The sequence below is a fragment of the Bacteroidia bacterium genome, assembly GCA_016218155.1.
GTDB lineage: Bacteria > Bacteroidota > Bacteroidia > Bacteroidales > GWA2-32-17 > GWA2-32-17.
Window position 1 is genome coordinate 17,844 of the sequence record JACREQ010000096.1, and the last position, 22,462, is coordinate 40,305.

16 protein-coding genes are annotated in these 22,462 nt (G+C 30.9%); 13 read left to right on the forward strand and 3 right to left on the reverse strand.

The window, feature by feature from the left end; translation table 11 throughout:
• The first annotated feature begins 7 nt into the window (after positions 1-7).
• The 12 genes from HY951_15560 to HY951_15615 all read left to right on the forward strand — a co-directional run bounded on the left by HY951_15560 (position 8) and on the right by HY951_15615 (position 17,561).
• On the forward strand, positions 8-3,427 hold the full coding sequence (locus HY951_15560) for a T9SS type A sorting domain-containing protein (GenBank protein ID MBI5541480.1): 3,420 nt from the start codon (positions 8-10) through the stop codon (positions 3,425-3,427).
• Positions 3,420-3,620 carry a hypothetical protein gene (locus HY951_15565; protein MBI5541481.1) on the forward strand — a complete coding sequence of 67 codons (201 nt, stop codon included), beginning with the start codon at positions 3,420-3,422 and terminating at the stop codon, positions 3,618-3,620. Before HY951_15560 ends, HY951_15565 begins: the two co-directional genes overlap by 8 nt.
• 8 nt (positions 3,621-3,628) lie before the next feature.
• Positions 3,629-4,903 carry a T9SS type A sorting domain-containing protein gene (locus tag HY951_15570; GenBank protein MBI5541482.1) on the forward strand — a complete coding sequence of 425 codons (1,275 nt, stop codon included), beginning with the start codon at positions 3,629-3,631 and terminating at the stop codon, positions 4,901-4,903.
• An 11-nt stretch (positions 4,904-4,914) separates the two neighbouring features.
• A complete protein-coding gene (locus HY951_15575) occupies positions 4,915-5,814 on the forward strand; it encodes a DMT family transporter (GenBank protein ID MBI5541483.1) in 900 nt (299 codons plus the stop codon).
• 3 nt (positions 5,815-5,817) lie between these two features.
• Entirely contained in the window at positions 5,818-7,263 is a 1,446-nt protein-coding gene (locus HY951_15580; GenBank protein MBI5541484.1) for a sugar MFS transporter, read from the forward strand.
• Complete coding sequence (locus HY951_15585) at positions 7,263-9,566, forward strand: family 20 glycosylhydrolase (GenBank protein MBI5541485.1); 2,304 nt, start codon at positions 7,263-7,265, stop codon at positions 9,564-9,566. The genes HY951_15580 and HY951_15585 overlap by 1 nt, the downstream gene beginning before the upstream one ends.
• Before the next feature lie 88 nt (positions 9,567-9,654).
• Positions 9,655-12,210, forward strand: a complete 2,556-nt coding sequence (locus HY951_15590; GenBank protein ID MBI5541486.1) for a transglutaminase domain-containing protein — start codon at positions 9,655-9,657, stop codon at positions 12,208-12,210.
• Positions 12,207-12,956 carry a copper homeostasis protein CutC gene (locus tag HY951_15595; GenBank protein MBI5541487.1) on the forward strand — a complete coding sequence of 250 codons (750 nt, stop codon included), beginning with the start codon at positions 12,207-12,209 and terminating at the stop codon, positions 12,954-12,956. The genes HY951_15590 and HY951_15595 overlap by 4 nt, the downstream gene beginning before the upstream one ends.
• Complete coding sequence (locus HY951_15600; GenBank protein MBI5541488.1) at positions 12,953-15,466, forward strand: glycoside hydrolase family 2 protein; 2,514 nt, start codon at positions 12,953-12,955, stop codon at positions 15,464-15,466. The genes HY951_15595 and HY951_15600 overlap by 4 nt, the downstream gene beginning before the upstream one ends.
• A gap of 14 nt (positions 15,467-15,480) precedes the next feature.
• Positions 15,481-16,437 (forward strand): ROK family protein, encoded by a 957-nt coding sequence (locus tag HY951_15605; GenBank protein ID MBI5541489.1) that lies wholly within the window; start codon positions 15,481-15,483, stop codon positions 16,435-16,437.
• Positions 16,427-17,095, forward strand: a complete 669-nt coding sequence (locus HY951_15610; protein MBI5541490.1) for a hypothetical protein — start codon at positions 16,427-16,429, stop codon at positions 17,093-17,095. Before HY951_15605 ends, HY951_15610 begins: the two co-directional genes overlap by 11 nt.
• Before the next feature lie 112 nt (positions 17,096-17,207).
• The gene (locus HY951_15615; protein ID MBI5541491.1) at positions 17,208-17,561 is read left to right on the forward strand and encodes a hypothetical protein; all 354 of its coding nucleotides are present in this window, start codon (positions 17,208-17,210) and stop codon (positions 17,559-17,561) included.
• Here the strand turns inward: HY951_15615 and HY951_15620 are convergent.
• Genes HY951_15620 through HY951_15630 form a run of 3 tightly spaced genes read right to left on the reverse strand, consistent with a single transcriptional unit; the run spans position 17,558 to position 20,212 of the window.
• A complete protein-coding gene (locus tag HY951_15620; protein ID MBI5541492.1) occupies positions 17,558-18,157 on the reverse strand; it encodes a DUF479 domain-containing protein in 600 nt (199 codons plus the stop codon). The genes HY951_15615 and HY951_15620 overlap by 4 nt on opposite strands.
• Before the next feature lie 50 nt (positions 18,158-18,207).
• Positions 18,208-19,584 carry a M20/M25/M40 family metallo-hydrolase gene (locus HY951_15625; protein MBI5541493.1) on the reverse strand — a complete coding sequence of 459 codons (1,377 nt, stop codon included), beginning with the start codon at positions 19,582-19,584 and terminating at the stop codon, positions 18,208-18,210.
• A 7-nt stretch (positions 19,585-19,591) separates the two neighbouring features.
• Positions 19,592-20,212, reverse strand: coding sequence for a ribonuclease H family protein (locus tag HY951_15630; GenBank protein MBI5541494.1), 621 nt, complete (start codon positions 20,210-20,212; stop codon positions 19,592-19,594).
• A 208-nt stretch (positions 20,213-20,420) separates the two neighbouring features.
• Between HY951_15630 and HY951_15635 the strand changes: the two genes are divergently transcribed.
• Positions 20,421-22,202: a hypothetical protein gene (locus tag HY951_15635; protein ID MBI5541495.1), complete on the forward strand. Its 1,782-nt coding sequence runs from the start codon at positions 20,421-20,423 to the stop codon at positions 22,200-22,202.
• Positions 22,203-22,462 lie beyond the last annotated feature (260 nt).

A 22,462-nucleotide genomic window follows, 5' to 3' on the forward strand; every position in this document is an offset into this window, starting at 1 on the left:
TAACAAAATGAAAAGGATAATAATTGTTGTAGCATTTTTAATAGGAATTTTCACCTACAACGATTCAGTTGCGGGACCAGGAGATACAACATGGGTTAATACATTTAACTGGACATGGCCTGTAAACCCTGGTTGGGGAGCACCTCGCGAAGGTTGGTTTAATTTTCCTTCAGATACAATTTCATATTCTAAAGTATTAATGTATTATACTTTAAAATGCGATCCTGCTCAGAATCCTCAATGTGGGGAATGGGATTATCTTACATATTCTAATTTATATGAACATACAGGTAAGCTGGATTCAAATCTGTTATTTCATTCAAATTATATTATTGACGGGCAAACTCCCGATTCATCAATGTTAATGCATTCACCTTCATTTAATTTTTTTCCACGTTTTGAGAATACTATTGAATATACCGACACAACATCATTACAATCAGGAATTGTAGGAACAGGAGTAGTTACTATTCCTTTTTTACAGACAGGAAAATCAGAAGGTAAGTTAATGTACTTGTACAAAGCAGCCGAATTAAATGGAATTGGTATTTATGCAGGATTTATTTCTGGAATAAAAATTAACATTGCTCAAAATATTATTGGAAATACAAGAATAATTTTAAGAGTAAAACAAACAAATATTGATACATTAGATAATTCAGCTTATTTAAATTCTGATTTTATAAAAGTATTTGATCATAAATTTACTAATTCCCCAACAGGCTGGCTAGATTTAAATTTTTATAATTCATTTCTCTGGGATGGTAGTTCAAATTTAATTATTGAATTTTCTGCAATTAATGATTTGACATCAGCTATACCTGTTATTGGTAACAATACTTCATGGGTATCTGGTTTAAATGGTATAGGAACTGATAATTTTCTCGATTTCGAAGGTACCGATTATGTTGAAATTCCTGCAACTGCTTTTAATACTTTATCAAATCAGGTGACAATAGCATTCTGGATGTTCGGAGATCCTAATGAAAACCCTCAGAATAATTCAATTTTTGAAGCTGTAGATTCTCTAAACAGAAGAATCTTAAATGTTCATTTGCCATGGAGTGATGAGCATGTATATTGGGATGCCGGTTCAAATGGATCATATGACAGGGTTGAGAAAATCGTTTCTGGAGTTTCAGATTACAAAGGAAAATGGAATCATTGGGCTTTTGTTAAAAATGCTGTTACCGGTGATATGGCAATTTATTTAAATGGTCAGCTGTTTATTAATGGAACTGCTAAAACAATGCTCATGTCTGGAATAAAAAAATTCAGAATAGGTTGTAGTGTAGCTTTTGAATCCTGGTATGATGGTTTTATTGATGATTTTTCTGTCTGGAATAAAGCATTTACACAATCTGAAATTTATGTATTAATGCAAACACCGGTTACAGTAAGTCATCCTAATTATTCAAATTTATTGGCAGCTTATGATTTTAATGATATAAATGGTTATGTTACAAATGATTTATCATCGAATAATGCTGATGGTATTATGTTTGGAATGCCAAATAAATTAAATTATGAAGGAGTAAACAGATTTAAAAATTTTTCAAATCAAAATTACAGACCAAATATAACATTTGAACAGGGAGTTTATACTTCTCATGTAGATTCTGTGCTTGTTGTTGATAGTTTGCAAAAAGCTCCTCTTTCAGTTGTTCTATTTAATAATACTTTAAGTCCTACTTTGCCTACTGACACAATATTTCTATGGCCCTCATATTATAATTATACTTATAATTCGTTGGGTGAAACTACTAGTTATAGTCTTGTAACACCTGATACAATTCTTTATCGTGTTAATATTCCTTATTACAGTGAGCCATATGAAAAAATAAACAGATATGAGTTAGGTCGTTTTATTACTCCTTATGGAAATAATCTTAGTTTAGGAACAGGATGGACATGGGTTTACGATGTTAGCGATTTTAGAAAATTACTTGTAGATTCAGTACACTTAACTGCAGGAAATTTTCAGGAATTACTTGATATGAAATTTGCTTTTATTGAAGGTACTCCACCTAGAAATATTATTAAAATTGAAAATGTGTGGCAAGGTGATTTTGGATTAAGTAATATTGATCAAACTGTTTTAAATAAAAATATAACATTAGATACTGCTTCATTTTCTTATAAACTAAGAATTTGTACTACTGGCCATCAATTTGATAATTCTACAAATTGTGCCGAATTTTGTCCGAAAATACATAGACTTAAAGTAAATGGTACTGAACAATTTAACTGGCAAATAATTCAGAACTGTGGCTGGAATCCATTATTCCCTCAAGGTGGAACCTGGATTTATGCACGAGCAGGTTGGTGTCCAGGAATGGAAGGTAAAATTCAGGAATTTGAATTAACACCTTTTGTATATTCTAACAATGTTCAGTTGGATTATGATCCGGAATTAGACGCTTATGGGAATTATGTTATAGAATCACAACTGGTACAATATTCAAGTCCGAATTTTAATCTTGATGCATCAATAGAAGCAATAATTTCACCAAGTACAAATAAAATTTATAGCAGATTTAATCCTGTTTGCGGGCAACCACATATTTTAATTAAAAATACTGGTGCTACAACTCTTACTTCATTAAATATTACATATGGTCCGGTTGGTGGTAATTCAAATGTATTTACATGGACGGGTAATCTTGAGTTTATGGATACTGTTTCTGTTTACCTGCCTGCTTTTGACTGGGGTACATATACTGGAAATACTTTTCTTGTAACATTATCCTCACCAAACGGAGGTACTGATCAATATCTATGGAATAACCAGATGAAATCTACTTTTGATGTAGCACCAACATATAATGGAACTTTAATAGTTTATTTCTATGCAAATATGTTCCCAAATGAAAATATGTACCAGTTTATTGATGATCAAGGTAACATTGTTCACCAGAAAAGTACTTTTAATGCAAGTGCATTAAATAAAGATACTGTTCATTTAGTGCCAGGTTGTTATCGTTTTAGAGTTTATGATTATGATGATGATGGTCTTTCATTCTGGGCTAATAGTGATGGTGGTGGAAGTATAAGATTCAGACTTGTTGGAGGTGCATATGTGAAAATATGGGGTGGTGATTTTGGAAGTGGAATAGATTTTCAGTTTAAAATTGGAGCCACAACAGAAATACCAGAAATTGACAGAATAAATGAAATTAATGTTTTTCCAAATCCAGTAAATGATAACCTTTTTGTTAATATTGCCGATGAACCTGGTTCATTAGTAGATTATGTTATATCAGATATTACAGGAAAACAAATTATATCAGGATCAAAAACTATAAATTATTCTGATGAAGATTTTAATATTTCTACTTCAGACTTATCCAATGGACTATATTTTATAAGAGTATCAAGTGGAAATAAACTTAATAAACAATTTAAAATAATTGTATGTCATGAATAAAATAATATATGAACAAAAATTAAGCTGCATGCTTTTTGGTTGTCCTATGGTTGAGGAGTTAAAGTCATGTTCAATAAGTAATTTAAGGCTTTTAACATTATCCCAACCGTTTTTTGTTGAAGAAAAAGTAGAGAATCATATTAATGATATTTTAATCTCAGCAAAATATCTATGTATTGTTAAGAATAAATAGTTAATATTATGAAAATTAAATATTACTCTTTGTTTTTATTGTTATTTATTGGATATAGCTTATATAGCCAAACGAAGAAAATATTATTTGTCGGAAATAGTTATACTTATGCAAATGATTTGCCTAACACTATTAAAAATTTAGCTTTATCAGGTGGAGATACAATTACTGTTGATTCAAGTACTCCTGGTGGATATACATTTCAATTACATACAACAAATGCTACAACATTGGCTAAAATAAATTCAACTCAATGGGATTATGTTGTTTTGCAGGAACAAAGTCAATTGCCTTCTTTTGAGCCAGTACAGGTGCAATCTGATGTTTATCCTTATGCTTATATTTTGGATAGTTTGATTCATAAGAATAATGCATGTACGCAAACTGTTTTTTATATGACATGGGGCAGAAAATATGGAGATGCCTCCAATTGTGCATTTTACCCTCCTGTTTGTACCTTTGAAGGAATGGGAGCTAGGTTAAGGCAGAGTTATTTAGAAATGGGTGATATGTTTGAATGTGCTGTTGCACCAGCAGGTATGGCCTGGAAAAGAAGTAGAGCATTGGATTCTACAATTAACTTATGGTCTTCTGATAATAGTCACCCTTCAGTTGAAGGAACTTATTTAACCGCTTGCGTTTTTTATTCTACTATTTTTCAAAAACATTCTGCAGGATTAAGTTATATTTCCGGAATAAATGCTCAAACTGCTAACTTTTTGCAATTAGTAGCTGATAGTACTGTTTTTGATAGTTTAACTACGTTGAATATTAAAGTGTTTGATCCAAAAGCTGGTTTTTCATGGGTTGATAATGGTGCAGAAATTCAATTCACAAATGAATCAATTAATGCTAATTCTTATCAATGGTTCTTTGGTGATGGAATGACTGATAATAGTCAAAATCCGAGTCATATATATTCTTTGCCTGGAATATATAATGTTAAACTTATTTGTTCTGACGGTTGTTTAACAGATACAATTTGTGATACAGTTTCTGTTTTTTCAACAGGATTATGCAGCGATGTTTTGCTGTCAGGAATTTCGATATATCCTAATCCTGCTACTGATGCTGTAAAAATTAAATTTCCTGATAATATTGTAGGTACTTATTTTATTGAACTAGATAAAATAGATGGACAGATGATACAAATTAAAACACTTCAGTTTGGTTCAAGTGAAAATGAGGTTATTTTTGATACTAAAAATCTGGAGTCAGGAATTTACTTTATAAGAATAGATTCTTCAAAAGGCGCTGTGATACATAAGTTGGTGAAATTATAAACTTTAATAATTTGAAGAATAAGCAATTTATATCAGCATTATTATTAACACTTGCCGCAATTATTTGGGGTTTTGCTTTTGTTGCGCAAAAAATGGGAATGGAATTTATTGGACCATTTCTTTTTAATGCAATTCGTTTTATTATGGGTAGTTTAATTCTTTTACCTGTTGTTTTATTGTCAAAACAAAAATTAAAAATTTCTGATAATAAGAAACCTGTTTATTTCGGAATATTGTTAGGAACTATACTTTTTCTTGCATCATCAGCTCAACAAATTGGGATGGTTAGCACAACTGCTGGTAATGCAGGTTTTATTACTGGTTTATATGTGATTTTTGTTCCGATTTTTGGAATAATTTTAAAGCAAATTGTCCCTAAAATTATCTGGCCGGCTGCAGCTCTTGCAATAGCAGGGTTATATTTATTAAGTGTTAAAGAAGGATTTACTATGTCGGTGGGTGATATATGGGTATCTGTTAGTGCTGTATTGTGGGCAGTTCATGTTCTTTTAGTCGGGCATTTATCTAAACAGATTGATCCTGTTTTTCTTGCAATGCAACAATTTATTGTTTGCGGAATATTAAGCTTTATTACTGCATTATTTTTTGAAGTAATTGACTTGTCCTCTGTATTACTGGCTTGGGGACCGTTGTTATATGGAGGAGTATTGTCAGTAGGAGTCGCATTTACTTTGCAAGTTGTTGGACAAAAAAATGCACATCCAGCCTCAGCTTCATTATTACTTTCTTCAGAATCACTTTTTGCTGCAATTGGAGGATGGCTAATTTTAAATGAACAAATGAGCTTGAGAGCCATTTTAGGTTGTACATTAATTTTATCAGGTATTATTCTGGTTCAGGTTTATCAATATTATACATCAAAAATTTCATCTTTAAAACAATCATTTTGATTTATGGAAAATTCAAATAAAACGTCAACATTAATTACTTTAATTTCTGTCTTTTTTTTCTGGGGTTTTGTTGCTGCAAGTAATGATATTTTAATACCTGTTTTTAAGGAGAAGCTTAATCTTCAGCAATGGCAGTCACAAATGGTGTCTTTTGCATTTTATGTTGCATATACTGTAGGGTCATTAATTTATTATTTGATTTCACAATCTGCAAAAGGAGATATTCTAAATCGTATAGGTTATAAGAATGGAATTTCTTTAGGACTAATAATTTCTGCAATTGGAACATTGTTGTTTTATCCTGCAGCTCAAACTGCATCATTTCCTTTAATGATTTCAGGTTTGTTTATTGTTGGTTTAGGCTTTTCATTACAGCAAATTGCTGCTAATCCGTTAGCCATTGTTATGGGAGATCCTAAAAAGGGTTCTCAGAGGCTAAGCCTAGCTGGTGGTGTTAATAATGTTGGTACTACTATCGGTCCGCTTTTAGTTAGTTTTGCAATTTTTGGAACAATTGCAACAACAGGTACTAATATTGCTGATATCTCTAGTATTAAAACTCCATATTTAATTCTTGGTGCTGCATTTATTCTTGTTGCTATTGTTTTTAAATTTTCATCTATCCCCAATAAAATTCCAACAATAAATGATGATAATTCAACTGATTCACATTCTTTAAATGACAGAAAGAGTGCTCTAAAGTATCCACAGCTGGTTTTAGGAATGATTGGAATATTTGTTTATGTAGGTGTTGAAGTTTCAACTGCAAGTAATTTGCCTGAGTTTATGAAACAGCATATCGGTTTAACAACAGATAAAATTGCTCCGTTTATTTCATTATTCTGGGCTAGTTTAATGATTGGAAGATGGACTTCGTCAGTTGGTGCATTTAATATTAAAGGAAGCCTTAAAGATATAATGAGGTTTTTAATGCCATATATAGCATTTGGAGTTTTTCTAGTTGTTAATAAAATTGCTAATCACGATATTACACCGTTTTATATTTATGCATTTGTAATTGTAGCTTTAATTATTGCTGATATATTAAGTAAAGGCAATCCTGCACGTCAGTTATTATTATTCTCTTTATTAGGAATTTCTGCGTTATTTGTTGGAATGCTTAGTGATGGTATGGTAAGTGTTTATGCATTTATTAGTGTTGGTTTGTTTTGTAGTACCTTATGGCCTTGTATTTTTACACTTGCAATTGCAGGATTGGGAAGACATACTAATTCGGGATCGAGTTTTCTAGTTATGATGATAATGGGAGGCGGTGTAATAAGTTTAATTCAGGGTTATGTTTCTTCTGATGATATTTTAGGTATACAATGGAGTTATCTGGTTGGTGTAGCATGTTTTGCATATCTTGCCTTTTATGCATTTAAGGTGAATGGGATATTAAAAAAACAGGGAATAGATTTTAATCAAACTAAAGTTGTAAATCATTAATGAATATTTTTTATTGTTTTTCAAGACTATATTATGCAAAGAAATTTATTTTATTTTCTTTGATTATACTATTATTTATTAATGCCAAATCGCAATCAGATTTAATGTTGATACCTAAACCGAGCATTTCTGTATTGTATGATGGACATTTTGTTATTTCTTCATCAACAGTATGTGTAATTGATAATAAGTCAACTGTTAATTCAATTAATTTATTTAATCAATATCTAAAACTTTATTATGGTTTTACTCTTGAAATTAGCAAATCTAAACAAATAACAAATAATAAAATAACCATTGAGTTTCTTAAAGATAAACCAATGGGTTATTATGAACTTGTAGTGGGAAATGAAAAAATTGAAATTAAAGGTAGTGAGGATGGTATTTTTTATGCTTTTCAGACTTTAAAGCAATTAATTAGCAAGAATAGTAGTGGAAAAGTAGAATTACCATGTTGTTTGGTTCACGATTACCCAAGATTCTCATGGCGAGGAATGCATTTAGATGTATCTAGGCACTTTGTTGCAATTGATTCTGTTAAGAGATACATTGATTATCTTGCGTCTTATAAAATGAATGTATTTCACTGGCATTTAACGGATGATCAGGGTTGGAGAATAGAAATAAAAAAATATCCGAAATTAACTCAGGTAGGAGGGTACAGAAGTGGAACTCTTATTGGTTCATATTCCGTAACACCTCAAAAATTTGACACAATTAGATATGGTGGTTATTATACTCAACAACAAATTAAAGAAGTTGTTGCTTATGCAAAACAAAGACATGTAACTATTGTTCCAGAAATTGAAATGCCCGGACATGCCATGGCTGCAATATCAGCATATCCCGAATTATCCTGCACAAAACATAAGATAGAGCCTTCAAAACTATGGGGTGTATTTGATGATGTTTTTTGTGCAAATGATTCTACTATTATTTTTTTAACTGATGTGTTAACTGAAGTAATGGATCTGTTTCCAGGTCAGTATATACATGTTGGGGGTGACGAATGTCCTAAGACCAGATGGAGGGTTTGTAAAAACTGTCAGGCAATTATAAAGCGAGAAGGATTAAAAGACGAAAATGAATTGCAGAGCTATTTTATTAAACGTATTGAGAAATTTGTAAATTCAAAAGGAAGGAAGTTAATTGGTTGGGATGAAATTCTTGAAGGTGGTTTGGCACCTAATGCAGCTGTAATGTCATGGCGCGGAACTCAGGGTGGAATTGATGCTGCAAAGCAAAAACATTATGTAGTTATGACACCTGGTTCACATTGTTATTTTGACCACTATCAGGGAAGTCCAAAATCTGAACCACTTGCAATCGGTGGATATACAACAGTAGAGAAAGTTTATTCTTTTGAACCGGTTCCATCAGAGTTATCTAATGAGGAGTCAATGTATATTTTGGGAGCACAGGCAAATGTCTGGACTGAATATATTACAAGTTTTAAGCATGTAGAGTATATGATATTTCCTAGAATTTGTGCATTGTCTGAGGTTTTATGGTCAAAAAAGGAAGTTAGAAACTGGGATGAATTTAAAGTTAGGTTAACAAATCATTTTAAGTTGTTAGATAAATATGGCATAAATTATTCAAAAGCTATGTTTGAAGTTGTTTCAACAGTTTCTTCTGAAACTAATGGAGTTTCGGTTAATTTAAAATCGGGATTTGCAGATAGCAGAATACTATATACTCTCGATAATTCGGAACCTGATCTTAATTCTGCAGTTTTTAAAGATAATATTATTATAAATAAAGACTTAACACTAAAGACTGCATGTTTTGATTCACAAAAACAATTAAGCCCTGTTTTAGAACAAGCATTTATTATAACAAAATCTACAGGTAAAAAAATTACATTGGCAAAAGAACCGAATAAGGTATACAATAATGGAGGTGCATTTACATTGGTAGATGGAATAATTGGTAAGATTCCATGGTATGGAAAAGAATGGCTTGGTTTTTCAGGTGAGAATCTGGAGGCTATTATTGATTTGCAAAAGGAAGAAGTTATACAATCAGTTATTGTTGATGTTTTGTTAGCAGAAAGCAGTTGGATCTATTTGCCTTCGAGTATTGAAGTGTTAGTTTCTAACGATGGGGGTAATTATATTTCAGTTGCAAATGCTGATTATGAAAAAATTAAAAATTCGGGCAGAGCGATAAAATTATTTTCAACAAATTCTAAAGCAAGGTTTGTGAAAGTTATTGTTAAAAATTTCGGTACTATTCCTGAAGGAAAGCCTGGTGAGGGAAATAAAGCATGGTTATTTGTAGATGAAATTCAAATTCAATAAAATGAAGAAAAAAATATTTTTTATATTGTTTGTTTTTTCATTTGTCTTATTCTGCAGCAATTTGAAGGCTCAGTTAATATCGGATTCTTTGCAGTTATCACATATTAATAAACAATTTTCTCTTCAACGTGAAATAGCTAGGTCACGAAATTCACAAATATTTGAAGTATTAAAACAGGATTTGACCAAAGACGAATATCTTGCTTTTCGATTTTTATATGCATATATGCCATTGAGTGATCTAGCAGATTATTCCGGGCAATATTTTTTAGAAAATATAAGAATGTCTTTAAAGGCAAAAGATGAGATGGCTTGGGGGAAGTCTGTTCCCGAAAGTATATTTTTGCATTTTGTACTTCCTGTAAGAGTAAATAATGAAAATCTTGATTCATTCAGGATAATATGTTATGACGAATTAAAAAAACGTGTATCAGGTTTAACAATGTATAAAGCAGCATTGGAAGTGAATCATTGGTGTCACGAAAAAGTTACTTATAAAGGTTCAGATGAAAGAACTAGCTCGCCATTAAGTTCAATGAGGTATTCTTTTGGACGATGTGGCGAAGAATCAACATTTACTGTTTCTGCTTTAAGAATGATTGGTATTCCTGCGCGTCAGGTCTATACTCCGCGTTGGGCACATTCTGATGATAATCATGCATGGGTTGAAGTTTGGGTTGATGGTAAATGGTATTTTATGGGCGCATGTGAGCCTGAACCGGATTTAAATATGGGTTGGTTTGCTGCTCCGGCATTACGTACTATGCTTGTTCATACACGTGCTTTTGGCTGGTATAATGGAAATGAACCTGTTGTATCAAAAAATGAAACTTTCTCGGAACTTAATTTAATCGAAAATTATGCGCCTGCGAAACAAATAACAGTGAAAGTAATTGATGAAAAGTCAGTCCCTGTTGAAAACGCAAAAGTTGAATTTCAACTTTATAATTACTCTGAATTTTTTCCAATTGCAACAACATATACTGAAAATGGAGGTCTTACTTCTTTAAAAATGGGATTAGGTGATATTATTGTTTGGGTAAATAAAGATGATAAATTCGAATATAAGAAAATTTCTGTAGAATCAACTGATACATTAAGTATTGTTATAAAAGATCAAAATTTAACAGATATTATTGAGGAATATGATTTAATACCTCCTGTTGAGCGCGAATCAGTTAAGGCAAGTAATGAAGGTAGAAGTGAAAATGATAAGAGGCTTGCTTATGAGGATAAGATAAGAACTCAATATATGGCTACTTTTAAAGATTCAATGTGGGCATCTGTTTTTGCTGAGTCATTAAATATAAATGCTGATAGTACGGTGTTATTTATAACAAAGAGTTATGGAAACTGGAAAGAGATTGCAATTTTTCTTCAGGCAACAAAGCCAAATTATAGAAAGTATGCTTTAAAACTTTTATCTGTAATAAGTGAAAAGGATTTAAGAGATACTAAGGCTGCTATTCTTTCAGATTATTTATATAATGCAGTAAAGTATTTAAAAAATTATAAAGGGAATGAGGAAATTTGGGCAAAATATGTGCTTTCAGGAAGAGTAGCTAATGAAAATATGGTTTCGTGTAAAGAATTATATAATTTTGATTTTTTCTCATCAAAGGGAAGTGATAAAATTAATCTTTCTCCCTTGGGAATAAAGGATGTTATTATTAAAAAGATTAAAATAAATAAAGATGCAAATGCTTTATCTAGAAACCCATTAACACCTGTTGGAGTTTATCAATTAAAAGTTGCAGATTTTAGATCGCGTGATATTTTCTTTGTAACAATGTGTCGTGCAAATGGTTTTGCAGCACGTTTACAACCCGAAACTTTGATTCCTCAATATTGGAATAATAATATTTGGGAAAATGTTATTTTTGAAGCAAAATCTACGATTAGCGAAAGTAAAGGTATAATAACATTAAAGAATATTTCTAATTTGGATCCAAAATATTACATAAATTTTACTCTTGCTTATTTTAAGAATGGTGTTTATCGTACTTTTCAATTTAATGAAGAGCAACCATTAAGTGCTTTTGCTAAAGAAATTGAGGCACCGGCTGGTAAATATATGCTTGTAACTGGAAGCAGACAGCAAAATGGATCAGTTCTTAGCAGACTTACTTTTTTTGAATTAAAACCTGGCGAAAAAAAGGAGGTTGAAGTAAAAGTTCGTGAATCTAAGATTATTGAAAAACCATGGGGAAAAATAAATACTGATATTTTTTCATTAGAGAATATTAAAACAAAGCAAATTGTTAAACTAAATGAATTGTTAAATAATAAACCATTTATTATTGTATTTATTGACCCCGATAAAGAACCTACAAAACATGTAATGGTTGATTTAAAGCCTGTACGAAATAATTTTGAGAATTGGGATGGGAAAGTTATATTTTTATTAAGACCTAAAAATAGTTCTGGTTTTAATTCTGATATGTTTCCGAATTTACCATCAAAAAGTCAGTTTTATATAGATTATAATGAAGAATTAATTAAAAAATTATCTGAATTAAAATCAACTTCTTTGGAAAATGACTTGCCTGTTATTATTATGGGTGATTCACAAGGAAACCTGACATATTTTTCTAAGGGTTATAAGATAGGGGTGGGAGAACAATTAGTGAAAAATTTAAAATGAGTGAGATTGAAAAAAAAATAAAAGCAATAACCGAGGTTGTTGTTTTTTCTGTAGAAGGTGCAATTGATGCTCAAAAAGGAGGAGCACAGAGAGTTGAGTTATGCGAAAATTCTCAAGAAGGTGGAACCACTCCAAGTATTGGTACTGTTGCTGTTACCAGAAAATGTTTGAATATTAAGTTATTTGTTATGATTCGCCCGCGTGGTGGTGATTTTTTGTATTCGCCAAATGAATATGAGGCAATGCAGACTGATATTGAAAATTATAAAAAACTTGATATTGATGGTTTTGTTTTTGGAATTTTAAAGAGCAATGGTGATGTTGATACTCATCGCTGTAAAATGTTGGTTGAACTGGCAAAACCTATTCCTGTTACTTTTCACAGAGCATTCGACAGAACATCAAATCCGGAGAAAGCTCTCGAAGATATTATATCATGTGGTTTTGAAAGAATATTGACATCAGGTTTAAAACAAAGTGCAGCAGATGGAGCCAATATGATTGCAAAATTGATAGAACAGGCTAAAGGTAGGATTATTATTATGCCCGGCGGCGGAGTAAGAAAAGAGAATGTAATTGAAATTAAACAAAAAACAGGTGCTGTAGAATTTCATACTTCTGCCAGAACAATAATAAAATCATCGATGAATAACCCCGATTCAAACTTTACTGAATCTGATATTCTTGGCACTGATTTGTCAATGGTTAAAGAATTTGTATCTACTTTGAATGAAATAACACTGTGAAGAAAGTTTTATTTTTTATATTATTTCTCATAACTTTTTCTGCTTTTTCACAGAAAGATACGGTTATTCATATCTCTAATGGCTGGACTTTTTCGTATGGAAAAGACTCTAAACAATATGATGCAACTGTACCTGGTTCTATATATACTGATTTAATAAAAAATACTTTAATTGAAAATCCTTTTTATTCTAACAATGAACTGAAAGTACAATGGGTTGGAGATTCAGCATGGTATTATAAAAATTCATTGAATATTTCACCTGATATAATGTTAAATCAGCATATCGAAATATGTTTTGAAGGGTTAGATACATATGCAAAAGTATGGGTTAATGATACTTTGATTCTTAATACTAACAATATGTTTAGGGTATGGAGAAAAGATATTAAGCAATTATTAAAAGCAGGGAAAAATGAAATAAAAATCGAATTTAAGCCAGTTTCAGAATATGCGAAAGCAGAAGCAGCAAAACTAAATTATAAACTTTCCGATGAAGAAAGGGTTTTTGTTAGAAAAGCACAATATCAGTTCGGTTGGGACTTTGCTCCAAAATTAAAAGGTTGTGCTATTTGGAGACCAGTAAAATTAATTGCATGGAATGATTATAAAGTTGAAAGTGTTCAGATTGTTCAAAAACAAATAACACAAAAACAGGCTGTGCTGGCAGCTATTTTGGAAATAGAATCAAAAAGTAATTCTGAAATAACAGTTAGAATCTCTGATAATAAAACAGGTAAAGTATTTAATTCTAAAAAGGTATTGTTAAAAAAGGGAAATCAAAAAATAAAAACTGATTTTACTATTGATAATCCTAAACTATGGTGGTGTAATGGTATGGGTGAACCTTTTTTATATTCCATTTCAGTAAGAACAAAAGATAATAAAGGTCAGTCCAAAAAAACAAATGTTAGTGTAGGAATCAGGACTATTGAGCTTGTACAACAAAAGGATGAATTAGGAAAGAGTTTCTATTTTAAGTTAAATGGAATTAAGGTTTTTGCAAAAGGTTCCAATTATATTCCGGCAAATTATTTTTCTTCGGTAAATGATACTGTTTTTTACTCCAGAATTATTAATGATGCTGTGAAATCTAATATGAATATGTTAAGAGTTTGGGGAGGGGGAATTTATGAAGCCGATGATTTTTATAATTTATGTGATAAAAATGGTATTATGGTATGGCAGGACTTTATGTTTGCATGTGCAATGTATCCTGGCGATAAAATATTTGTAGACAATTTTAAACAAGAGGCTATTGATAATGTTAAACGTTTAAGAAATCATCCTTCAATTGCAATTTGGTGTGGAAATAATGAGATTTCTGAAGGCTGGCATAACTGGGGTTGGCAAAAACAATATAGGTATACAAAAGAAGATTCATTAAAAATATGGAACGATTACCAATATTTATTTGATAAAGTATTGCAAGATGTTATAACAGTATATGATAGTGCAAGGAATTACTGGCAATCTTCGCCGGAAATTGGTTGGGGTAAAAAAGAAAGTCTTTTGCAGGGTGATTGTCACTATTGGGGAATTTGGTGGGGTAATGAGCCGTTTAAAAATTATAATACTAAAGTTGGTCGTTTTATGTCAGAGTATGGTTTCCAGGGAATGCCATGCATGAATTCCATAAAGCAGTTTTGTGATACTTCAGAATTAAATGTTAGTTCAACTACAATGAAATCTCACCAAAAACATCCTGTTGGTTACCAAACAATACAGGAATATATTAAAACTGAATATCCAAAACCTACAAACTTTGAAGATTTTATTTATAAAAGCCAGCTAACTCAAGCAGATGGTATTAGAACAGCAATCGAAGCACATCGTCGCGAAATGCCATATTGTATGGGTACATTAAACTGGCAGATGAATGATTGCTGGCCCGCTGTTTCGTGGTCAGGTATTGATTATTATGGAAAATGGAAAGCTATGCAGTACGTTGTTAAAAATGCATATGAAAATCAAATACTATCTATTATTCAGAAAACTGATTCAGTATTTATTTATGCAATATCTGATGAATTAACAAGCACTAAAAACAATGTTTTAATAAAGCTTATGACTTTTGATGGTACATTGTTATTTAATAAAGAATTATTAGTTGATATACCGGCACAATCATCAATTGTTATTTTTAAAATTAAACAATCTGAATTAATTAATGATTCATTAAAAAATTCAGTTGTGCTTTCAGCATGGTATAAAAATAATTTTAAACAAAGAAGGGCTATATATTATTTTGATAAATTCAATAAATTGAATTTGAATGCTCCTGTTTTTATTGAGACAAATTTTAAAGTTTATAATAATGAATTTGATGTAATTGTAAGAGCAAACTACTTAACTAAGGGTTTTTGCCTGAATTTTGATGGTAACGAAGATGTTTTCAGTGATAATTACTTTGATTTACTTCCGAATGAAATGTATGTTATACATTGTAAAGTAAATTCAACAAATGATGAGATTCACAGGAAACTTAAATATAAGTATTTAACAAAATAAAAAATATTAAAAATATGATTAAGGAATTAGCACTAGGAATTGATATTGGAGGCACTAACATAGTGTGTGGTGTAGTCGATAAAAAAGGAAATTTGATTAATGAAGGTTCTTGCAGTATGGCCGATTTTAATACTCCTGAAGAAATGCTCGAAAGCATTGTTAAGAAGTATAAGGAAATGGAATCAACATTAAAGAAAAATCAGAAGATTGTTGGAATAGGTATTGGTGCTCCAAATGGTAATTATTTTAATGGTTGTATCGAGAATGCGCCAAACTTAAAATGGAAAGGCAAAATAGAATTAGTTAAACTTTTTAAGAAATATTTTAAACTTCCGGTTTACCTTAATAATGATGCAAATGCTGCTGCGTATGGCGAAATGATATATGGTGGTGCTAGGAAAATGAAAGATTTTATTGTAATAACAATAGGTACCGGTTTAGGTAGTGGTATTGTAGCTAATGGTCAGTTAATATACGGACATGATGGATTCGCAGGCGAATTGGGGCATGTGAAGTATTTGCCTGAAGGTAGAAAATGTGGTTGTGGTAGAAAAGGTTGTCTGGAAACATATGTGTCTTCTTCTGGTTTAATAAATACTGCAAAGGAACTTTTAATAATAAATAAAGGCAAAAGTTTATTAAGAAATCTGAAATCAAAGGAAATTACTTCAATAAAAATTCAGGAAGCTGCTTTAAAAGGAGATAAATTAGCCAAAACAGCTTACGAAATTACAGGAATAATTTTAGGAGAGAAATTAGCTGATGCAGTTGCAGTAACTAGTCCTGAGGCAATATTCCTTTTTGGCGGAATTAGTCGTTCAGGTGATTTGTTAATTAAACCTGCTAAAAAAGCAATGGAAGAAAATCTTTTGGCAGTATATAAAAATAAAGTAAAATTATTACAATCAGAATTATTAGAAAAAAATGCTGCTGTTCTTGGTGCAGCCGCAATGGTATGGTATGAGAAGTAATTTAATTATGATAAAATACTATTTAATTATAGTATTATCTGCATTATGTTACATTGTTAATGCCCAGCAAAATTATTCTTTTAAAAATGGTGATATTTTCTTTCAGGATATTAGTTGCGGACCTTTTTGCGATGCCGTTAATAAAGTGACCTATAGCTGCAAAGATGCTGATTTTGCTCATGTAGGAGTATTAATAAGTGATAACAATAAATGGTTTGTTGCCGAAGCTGTTTCAAAAGGTGTTATACTTACACAGGTTGATACATTTTTAAATCGTGCCCTCGATAAAAATAAAAAACCTAAAGTTATGGTAGGAAGGCTTAAAAATAATAATTCAGTTGTTATGCCTACTATTGCTTCAATAAAGCCATTTATTAATAAGCAGTATGATGATATTTTTGATATTTCAAACGATAAATATTATTGTTCCGAGTTGATATATGAACTGTTTAAAGATATAAAAGGAAATAGAATTTTTAGTCTGGCACCAATGACATTTAAAGACCCTGATACAAAGCAGCTTTTTCCAATATGGAAAACTTATTTTGATTCATTAAAGGTTGAAGTTCCTGAAGGTAAACCTGGTTTAAATCCCGGTTCAATTTCCAGATCTGAATTGCTTGAAATATATACTCCTTACAGTAAATTTAAAGAATAAGTCACAGACTTGCGCCACACATTGAATTTTTAAATGATATTATTTTTTATCATATTTAAAAAAAATTAATTTAAATTATACTTAGCTTTGATATTATAAATGTTTATTAAAGATGAAAAGATTTCTTATACTTATTTCGGTTTTGTTTTTTCTTAATTCATGTTCTGAACTTGCAGTAATTCAAGTCTTTCATGGTAAAGAAAGTAAATGGATTGAAATAAAAAAAGAAGACGTACCAACAATTGTTATTGAATCTTTTGTTTTAAAATATCCAGGTTCGGTAGTAGAGAAATGGTATAAGATTACCAAAAATCAATATATCGCCAGTTTTAAGAAAGATTCTAAACCTATGTTTGCTGTAATTTCATCATCTGGTGTAATGAATAATGAATACCTGAATGATCCTGAAGATTTATATGGTTACGATGATTATGATGACTTTATGGATTCAGATTATTATGATTAACTTTTATTTAATGGATTTATCTGAAATTCCTTTTCAATCATTGTTATTATCTGAGGCATAAATTCAAAGAATTCTTCTTTGTAAGCGTTGTAATCCCTTAAAAGTATAGTTTTTGCAAATTGTGATTCTGCTGGTAAGCTCGTTCTCCGTGCCAGTCTGCTTAAAACAGATTCTACTCCATCAATTTCTTTATAAGAACCAAACCAATCTTTTACAATTAAAAATGGCATCATATATCTATATCGGGGAGTAAGTATTGAAGTATGTTTAACAAGGTTTAGATAAAAATCTCTGCAAAATGCTCTGAAATTATGATTAGAAAACTCATGCCAGTGTAATGCTAAAAAATGATCAAAGAAAATGTCAAGCACAATACCGGAATAATGACCGTATTTTTCTGATAACCTAGTTTTTCCAATTGAATAAATTTGATGTTTATCTGCAAAACTATCAATTGCTCTATGAATTATAACACCTTGCGCAATTTTATCAGGATATTTTTTAAATGTTGATCCTTTTAAATCGTCGGCAATAAAATTTCCGATTTTAATTTCATTATCATTACCACTTAAATATATATGAGCAAGGAAATTCATTTTGTTTGTGATATATTATTTTGTGATATTTTGTGCTTTTGTGGCATTTCTTACAATCCATATTTATCTATCAAATAAACCAACAATGCAATCCCGGCACTACCCAATTGTAACTCACGTTTATTAACTTTATCAAAAGTATCGTTGGCACAATGATGATAGTCAAAATATCTTTGGGAATCTGGCATTATTGCAAAAAGGGGAGTGCCAAATTTCTTTAATGGTCCTATGTCAACACCGGAGCCACCTCTTATAAATTGATAAAAACCATAATTGTAAAATAATTTTTGCCATTGCAATACTTTGTTAAAAATGGTATCATTAACATCCATCGAAAATCCTGTTGGACTAGCTCCGCCGCGATCTGATTCAATTGCTGCAATATGTTTTTCTTTGTTTTTCTCAGTTAGTTCGGCATATTTTTTTGCACCCCGTTGATCCATTTCTTCATCCATAAACATTACAATTCGAATTGTATGACGTGGTTTAATTCCTAATTCTTTAAAAAGTCTTAGAACTTCCATTGAATGAATAATTCCTGCTCCATCATCATGTGCACCTGCACTATTATCCCAGCAATCAATATGTCCGCCTATCGCGATAAACTCTTCTGGAAACTCACTGCCCTTTATTTCACCAACAACATTGCATGATTTTTCTTCTGGTAACAATATGCAATTTGACTCTAGATAAACGCTTAATTTGTTGTCTTTTTTTAGTTGGTTACTTAACATATCAGCATGAAATGTACTAATGCAAAAAGCAGGAATTTTTGCGTAATTTGTATCGTAGCGCATAACACCGGTGTGTGGAAAAGTATCATTGGATAATGTTAGCGATCTAATAATTACTGCTACTGCACCATATTTTGCTGCCTCAGATGCTCCTTTAGTTCTTTGGTTTGCAGCTCCGCCATATGCCTGGAAAGTATAAAAAAACTTCGGATCCATTGCTCTGTTAAAAAAAACAATTTTACCTTTTACTTTTTCTTTTCCAAGTTTCTGTAATTCTTCAAAATTTTGTACTTCTACTGTTTCTGCTGTAATTCCGTTTAAACCGGTTGACACAGAATTTCCTAATGCGCAAACATTTATTTTATTTTTTCCAAATTGTTTAGAATCGATAAATCCTTTTTCCTGAGTTCCTCTATCCCAGTGAACAACCATTAAATCCTGTCTGAAAATATTCTCAGCACCAATTTCTTTTAATGTTTTCTCTGACCATATTACAGCATCAGATACAGCTTTTGTCCCGCATAGTCTCTTTGGGTAATTTGTTACAAGATATTCTAAATTATTTATAGCCCAGTCATCTGTTAATGCTTTACCGAATATTGATGCGGCAATAGCAGAGTCGGTTTGCTGTATCTGACAATTTGCAAATAATGAAAAGCAAATAAGAAAAAAAGATAAAATAAGTTTATTCATTGTAATTTTATTTTCTTCCAAAATCAGCAGGAATCTCTCCCCAAACCTGAGTAAGCCATTTAAGTATCTGATTAGAGTAAGTATTTTCTTTAAGCCACTTTTCAGCTCTTTCAATTAAATCAAAAAGCTTTTCATTTTTTTCTGTACGCTCTAATTTCGAATTAGCTTTCTTCTTTTTCACCCACGAAATAGCAGTAATACTGTCGGTATAAATCGGAAGTTTTATGTTTTCTTTTTTACATAATGCAAGTGCATGAACAATAGCAAGAAATTCACCGGTATTATTTGTGCCGTCTTCAAATGGGCCCATATGAAAAATGAGTTTTTTTGAACCTGTATGAACTCCCTGATATTCCATCTTTAATGTAGATGTACTCCAGGCTGCATCTACTGCAATACTGTCTAAAATTGGCTGGGTTTTATTTTGCAGGAACTTTTCCTGATCAGATTTTGGTTTTGTCCATACATATGGTTTTTGAAATGCAATTGTAGCTTCGTCGACAGTTTTAAATGATTTATACTGTGCTCCTTCAAAGCCAAAGACCTGTTTTTTGCACTCTTCCCAGTTTTCGTATATTCCTGGTATTAAGCCTTTCCAGACGACGTAATATTTTTTTGTAGTAGCCAAACTTTCTTAAATTATTTTCAAAAGTAATAAAAGTGAAGCAAAGTACAATGCTGGTAATAATGCATTACTAGCATTATTCATTATTAAAAATCAATTAGCAAATGTAATTTAAGTTAAAATTCCTAAAATTCTATACATTGTTAATCATAATTATTAAACAAGTATCTAAACTATTACTACTTTTGTGAATATATTGAAATTAATTAAAATGACAATTTCTCCCGATTTTAACGATAACAAAACTTTAGAAAAATATTCTTCTGCTTTCACATTGTCAGATATGGAAATTTTTATATTTCCTGAGTTGTTTTATCCATTGGTTCTTGCAAATATAATGTCGCCGATAATATGGGAATGGAAAAAAGAAGATTGGTTTAAGGATATTCAAAAAAAATCATTTACTTATAAAGTAAACCGTGTAAAGCAATACATTATGGAGCATTATGTTTTCAATTTAGATTTGGAAACATGGGGTATGACAACAAAGGACAAAGAAATTAACAGATTTAAGGATTTCTTTCCTGTTGATGTCCTGAGGCAATCAAATGCACTATTTGGTTACGAAGGCGATAAGTATTATTTTGATATTGACATCCGAAAACATTTTGGTTTAGATAAATATAACACAGATGTAATTCCTTATTGGAAAACCGAAACAGTAGAAGCTATGACAGCTTTTAAATACAAGGAAGGTTTTCCGGCAGGTGCAGGAGAGTGTGTATCATTGGCAGCATTATATGCAGCAGCAATGTTTATTGTTGCAGGAATTCCTCTCGAGGAAATGTTTTTAATGTCAACTCCTTTACATTCACAAAATTTTATAAACTCTAAAGAAGGGGTACTTACAAATAACAGACGAATTGTTACAAAAAATATGTGGTTTAATGGCACGGTGTTATCTGCAAGAGCACGACGAGCATTAGAAAACGAAAAAGTAACAATAGTTTCACATATTTCTGGTTATATTCATACTGTATTCCCTAAAGCAACTATCGATGCTGAGAAATATAAGGAGTTTTCAGGTAAGCTAAAAGCATTTTTAAAAACTAAAATTTCTGCAGCATTATTTGTTAATTTTTTGAGATATGATTCTGAATTCAGAAAATATTTTCAGTATGTTAATGTAATTAATGGAAGAAAAAAATATATTGCTCTTGAGAAAATATTTGAATACGAACATACAAGTAAAAATGCATTTGCCGATAAATCTCGCGAAATTTTATTAAAAGAGATAGATTCGGAAGAATACAGTTTATCACCATTAGAAAACAGAGTCTTTTTAAATGATATTGAAGTTTTTCTTGATGCTAATGCTCATATGGATTGCGAGGCTGTTCGTGGATATTTTATAAATAAAATAAAAGAAATTGATTGCACTTGTAACAAAGAGGAAATAATTGAAAATATTCATCATTTATTTAAGAAACTTGAAAATTTTATCAGAGTAAATCCACGCTTGCCCGAAACAAATAAAGAGTTTGTAAATGAAAATTCATTGACTATTACAGCCACACAGTCAAGAGAAGAAATAATAAATTATATAAAATTAAAAGCTGAAACTGAGGAGCTGGCATTACTTTCATTATATGCTTTACGACAGATGGATATTATTGACTGGAACCCTTTTTTAAAAGCAGCTTTTGAGCGTAATCCTGTTTCTGTTGAAGGATTAAAAGGTCAAACTACTAATCAGGTTTACGAATTGTTACAAACTTTACCTAATGATTCTGTATACAGCGATAACCGTCTTGCATTACCAGATGAAGTATGGAACTTTAATCGTGGTGATGGTATAGAAAAAGCTCTTTTGTTAGCAAACTTTATTTTGCATGATAATTTTAACGGAAGTTTAAATCTTAATATTGAAAATAATAAGGTAATTCTTAAGGCAAATAACAATCAATATGAATTTGTAACACAAAAAGAACTTACATTTAATAAAGATTTATCGAAAATTGTTAAGACAATTTCTTCTACTGCCACAGTTTAAGTAAATAGAAGAATGGTTCGTGAAGACACGAACCATATGAATATGACGAACCATTGAAATAGAGGTTGATATGGCTAAATAAAGGCTATTATAACGTGAGTTCGATATAAAATAATAGAATACCTAGTTTTGTTACATTGAGTGGATTTTCGAAGAAAATTTGTATCGAAATGAACAAAACGATTAGTTTTCGATACGAAATTCTGAAAGAATTTCACTCAAACTAGCATCGTTTTCTTATATCGAACTCACGTTATAAT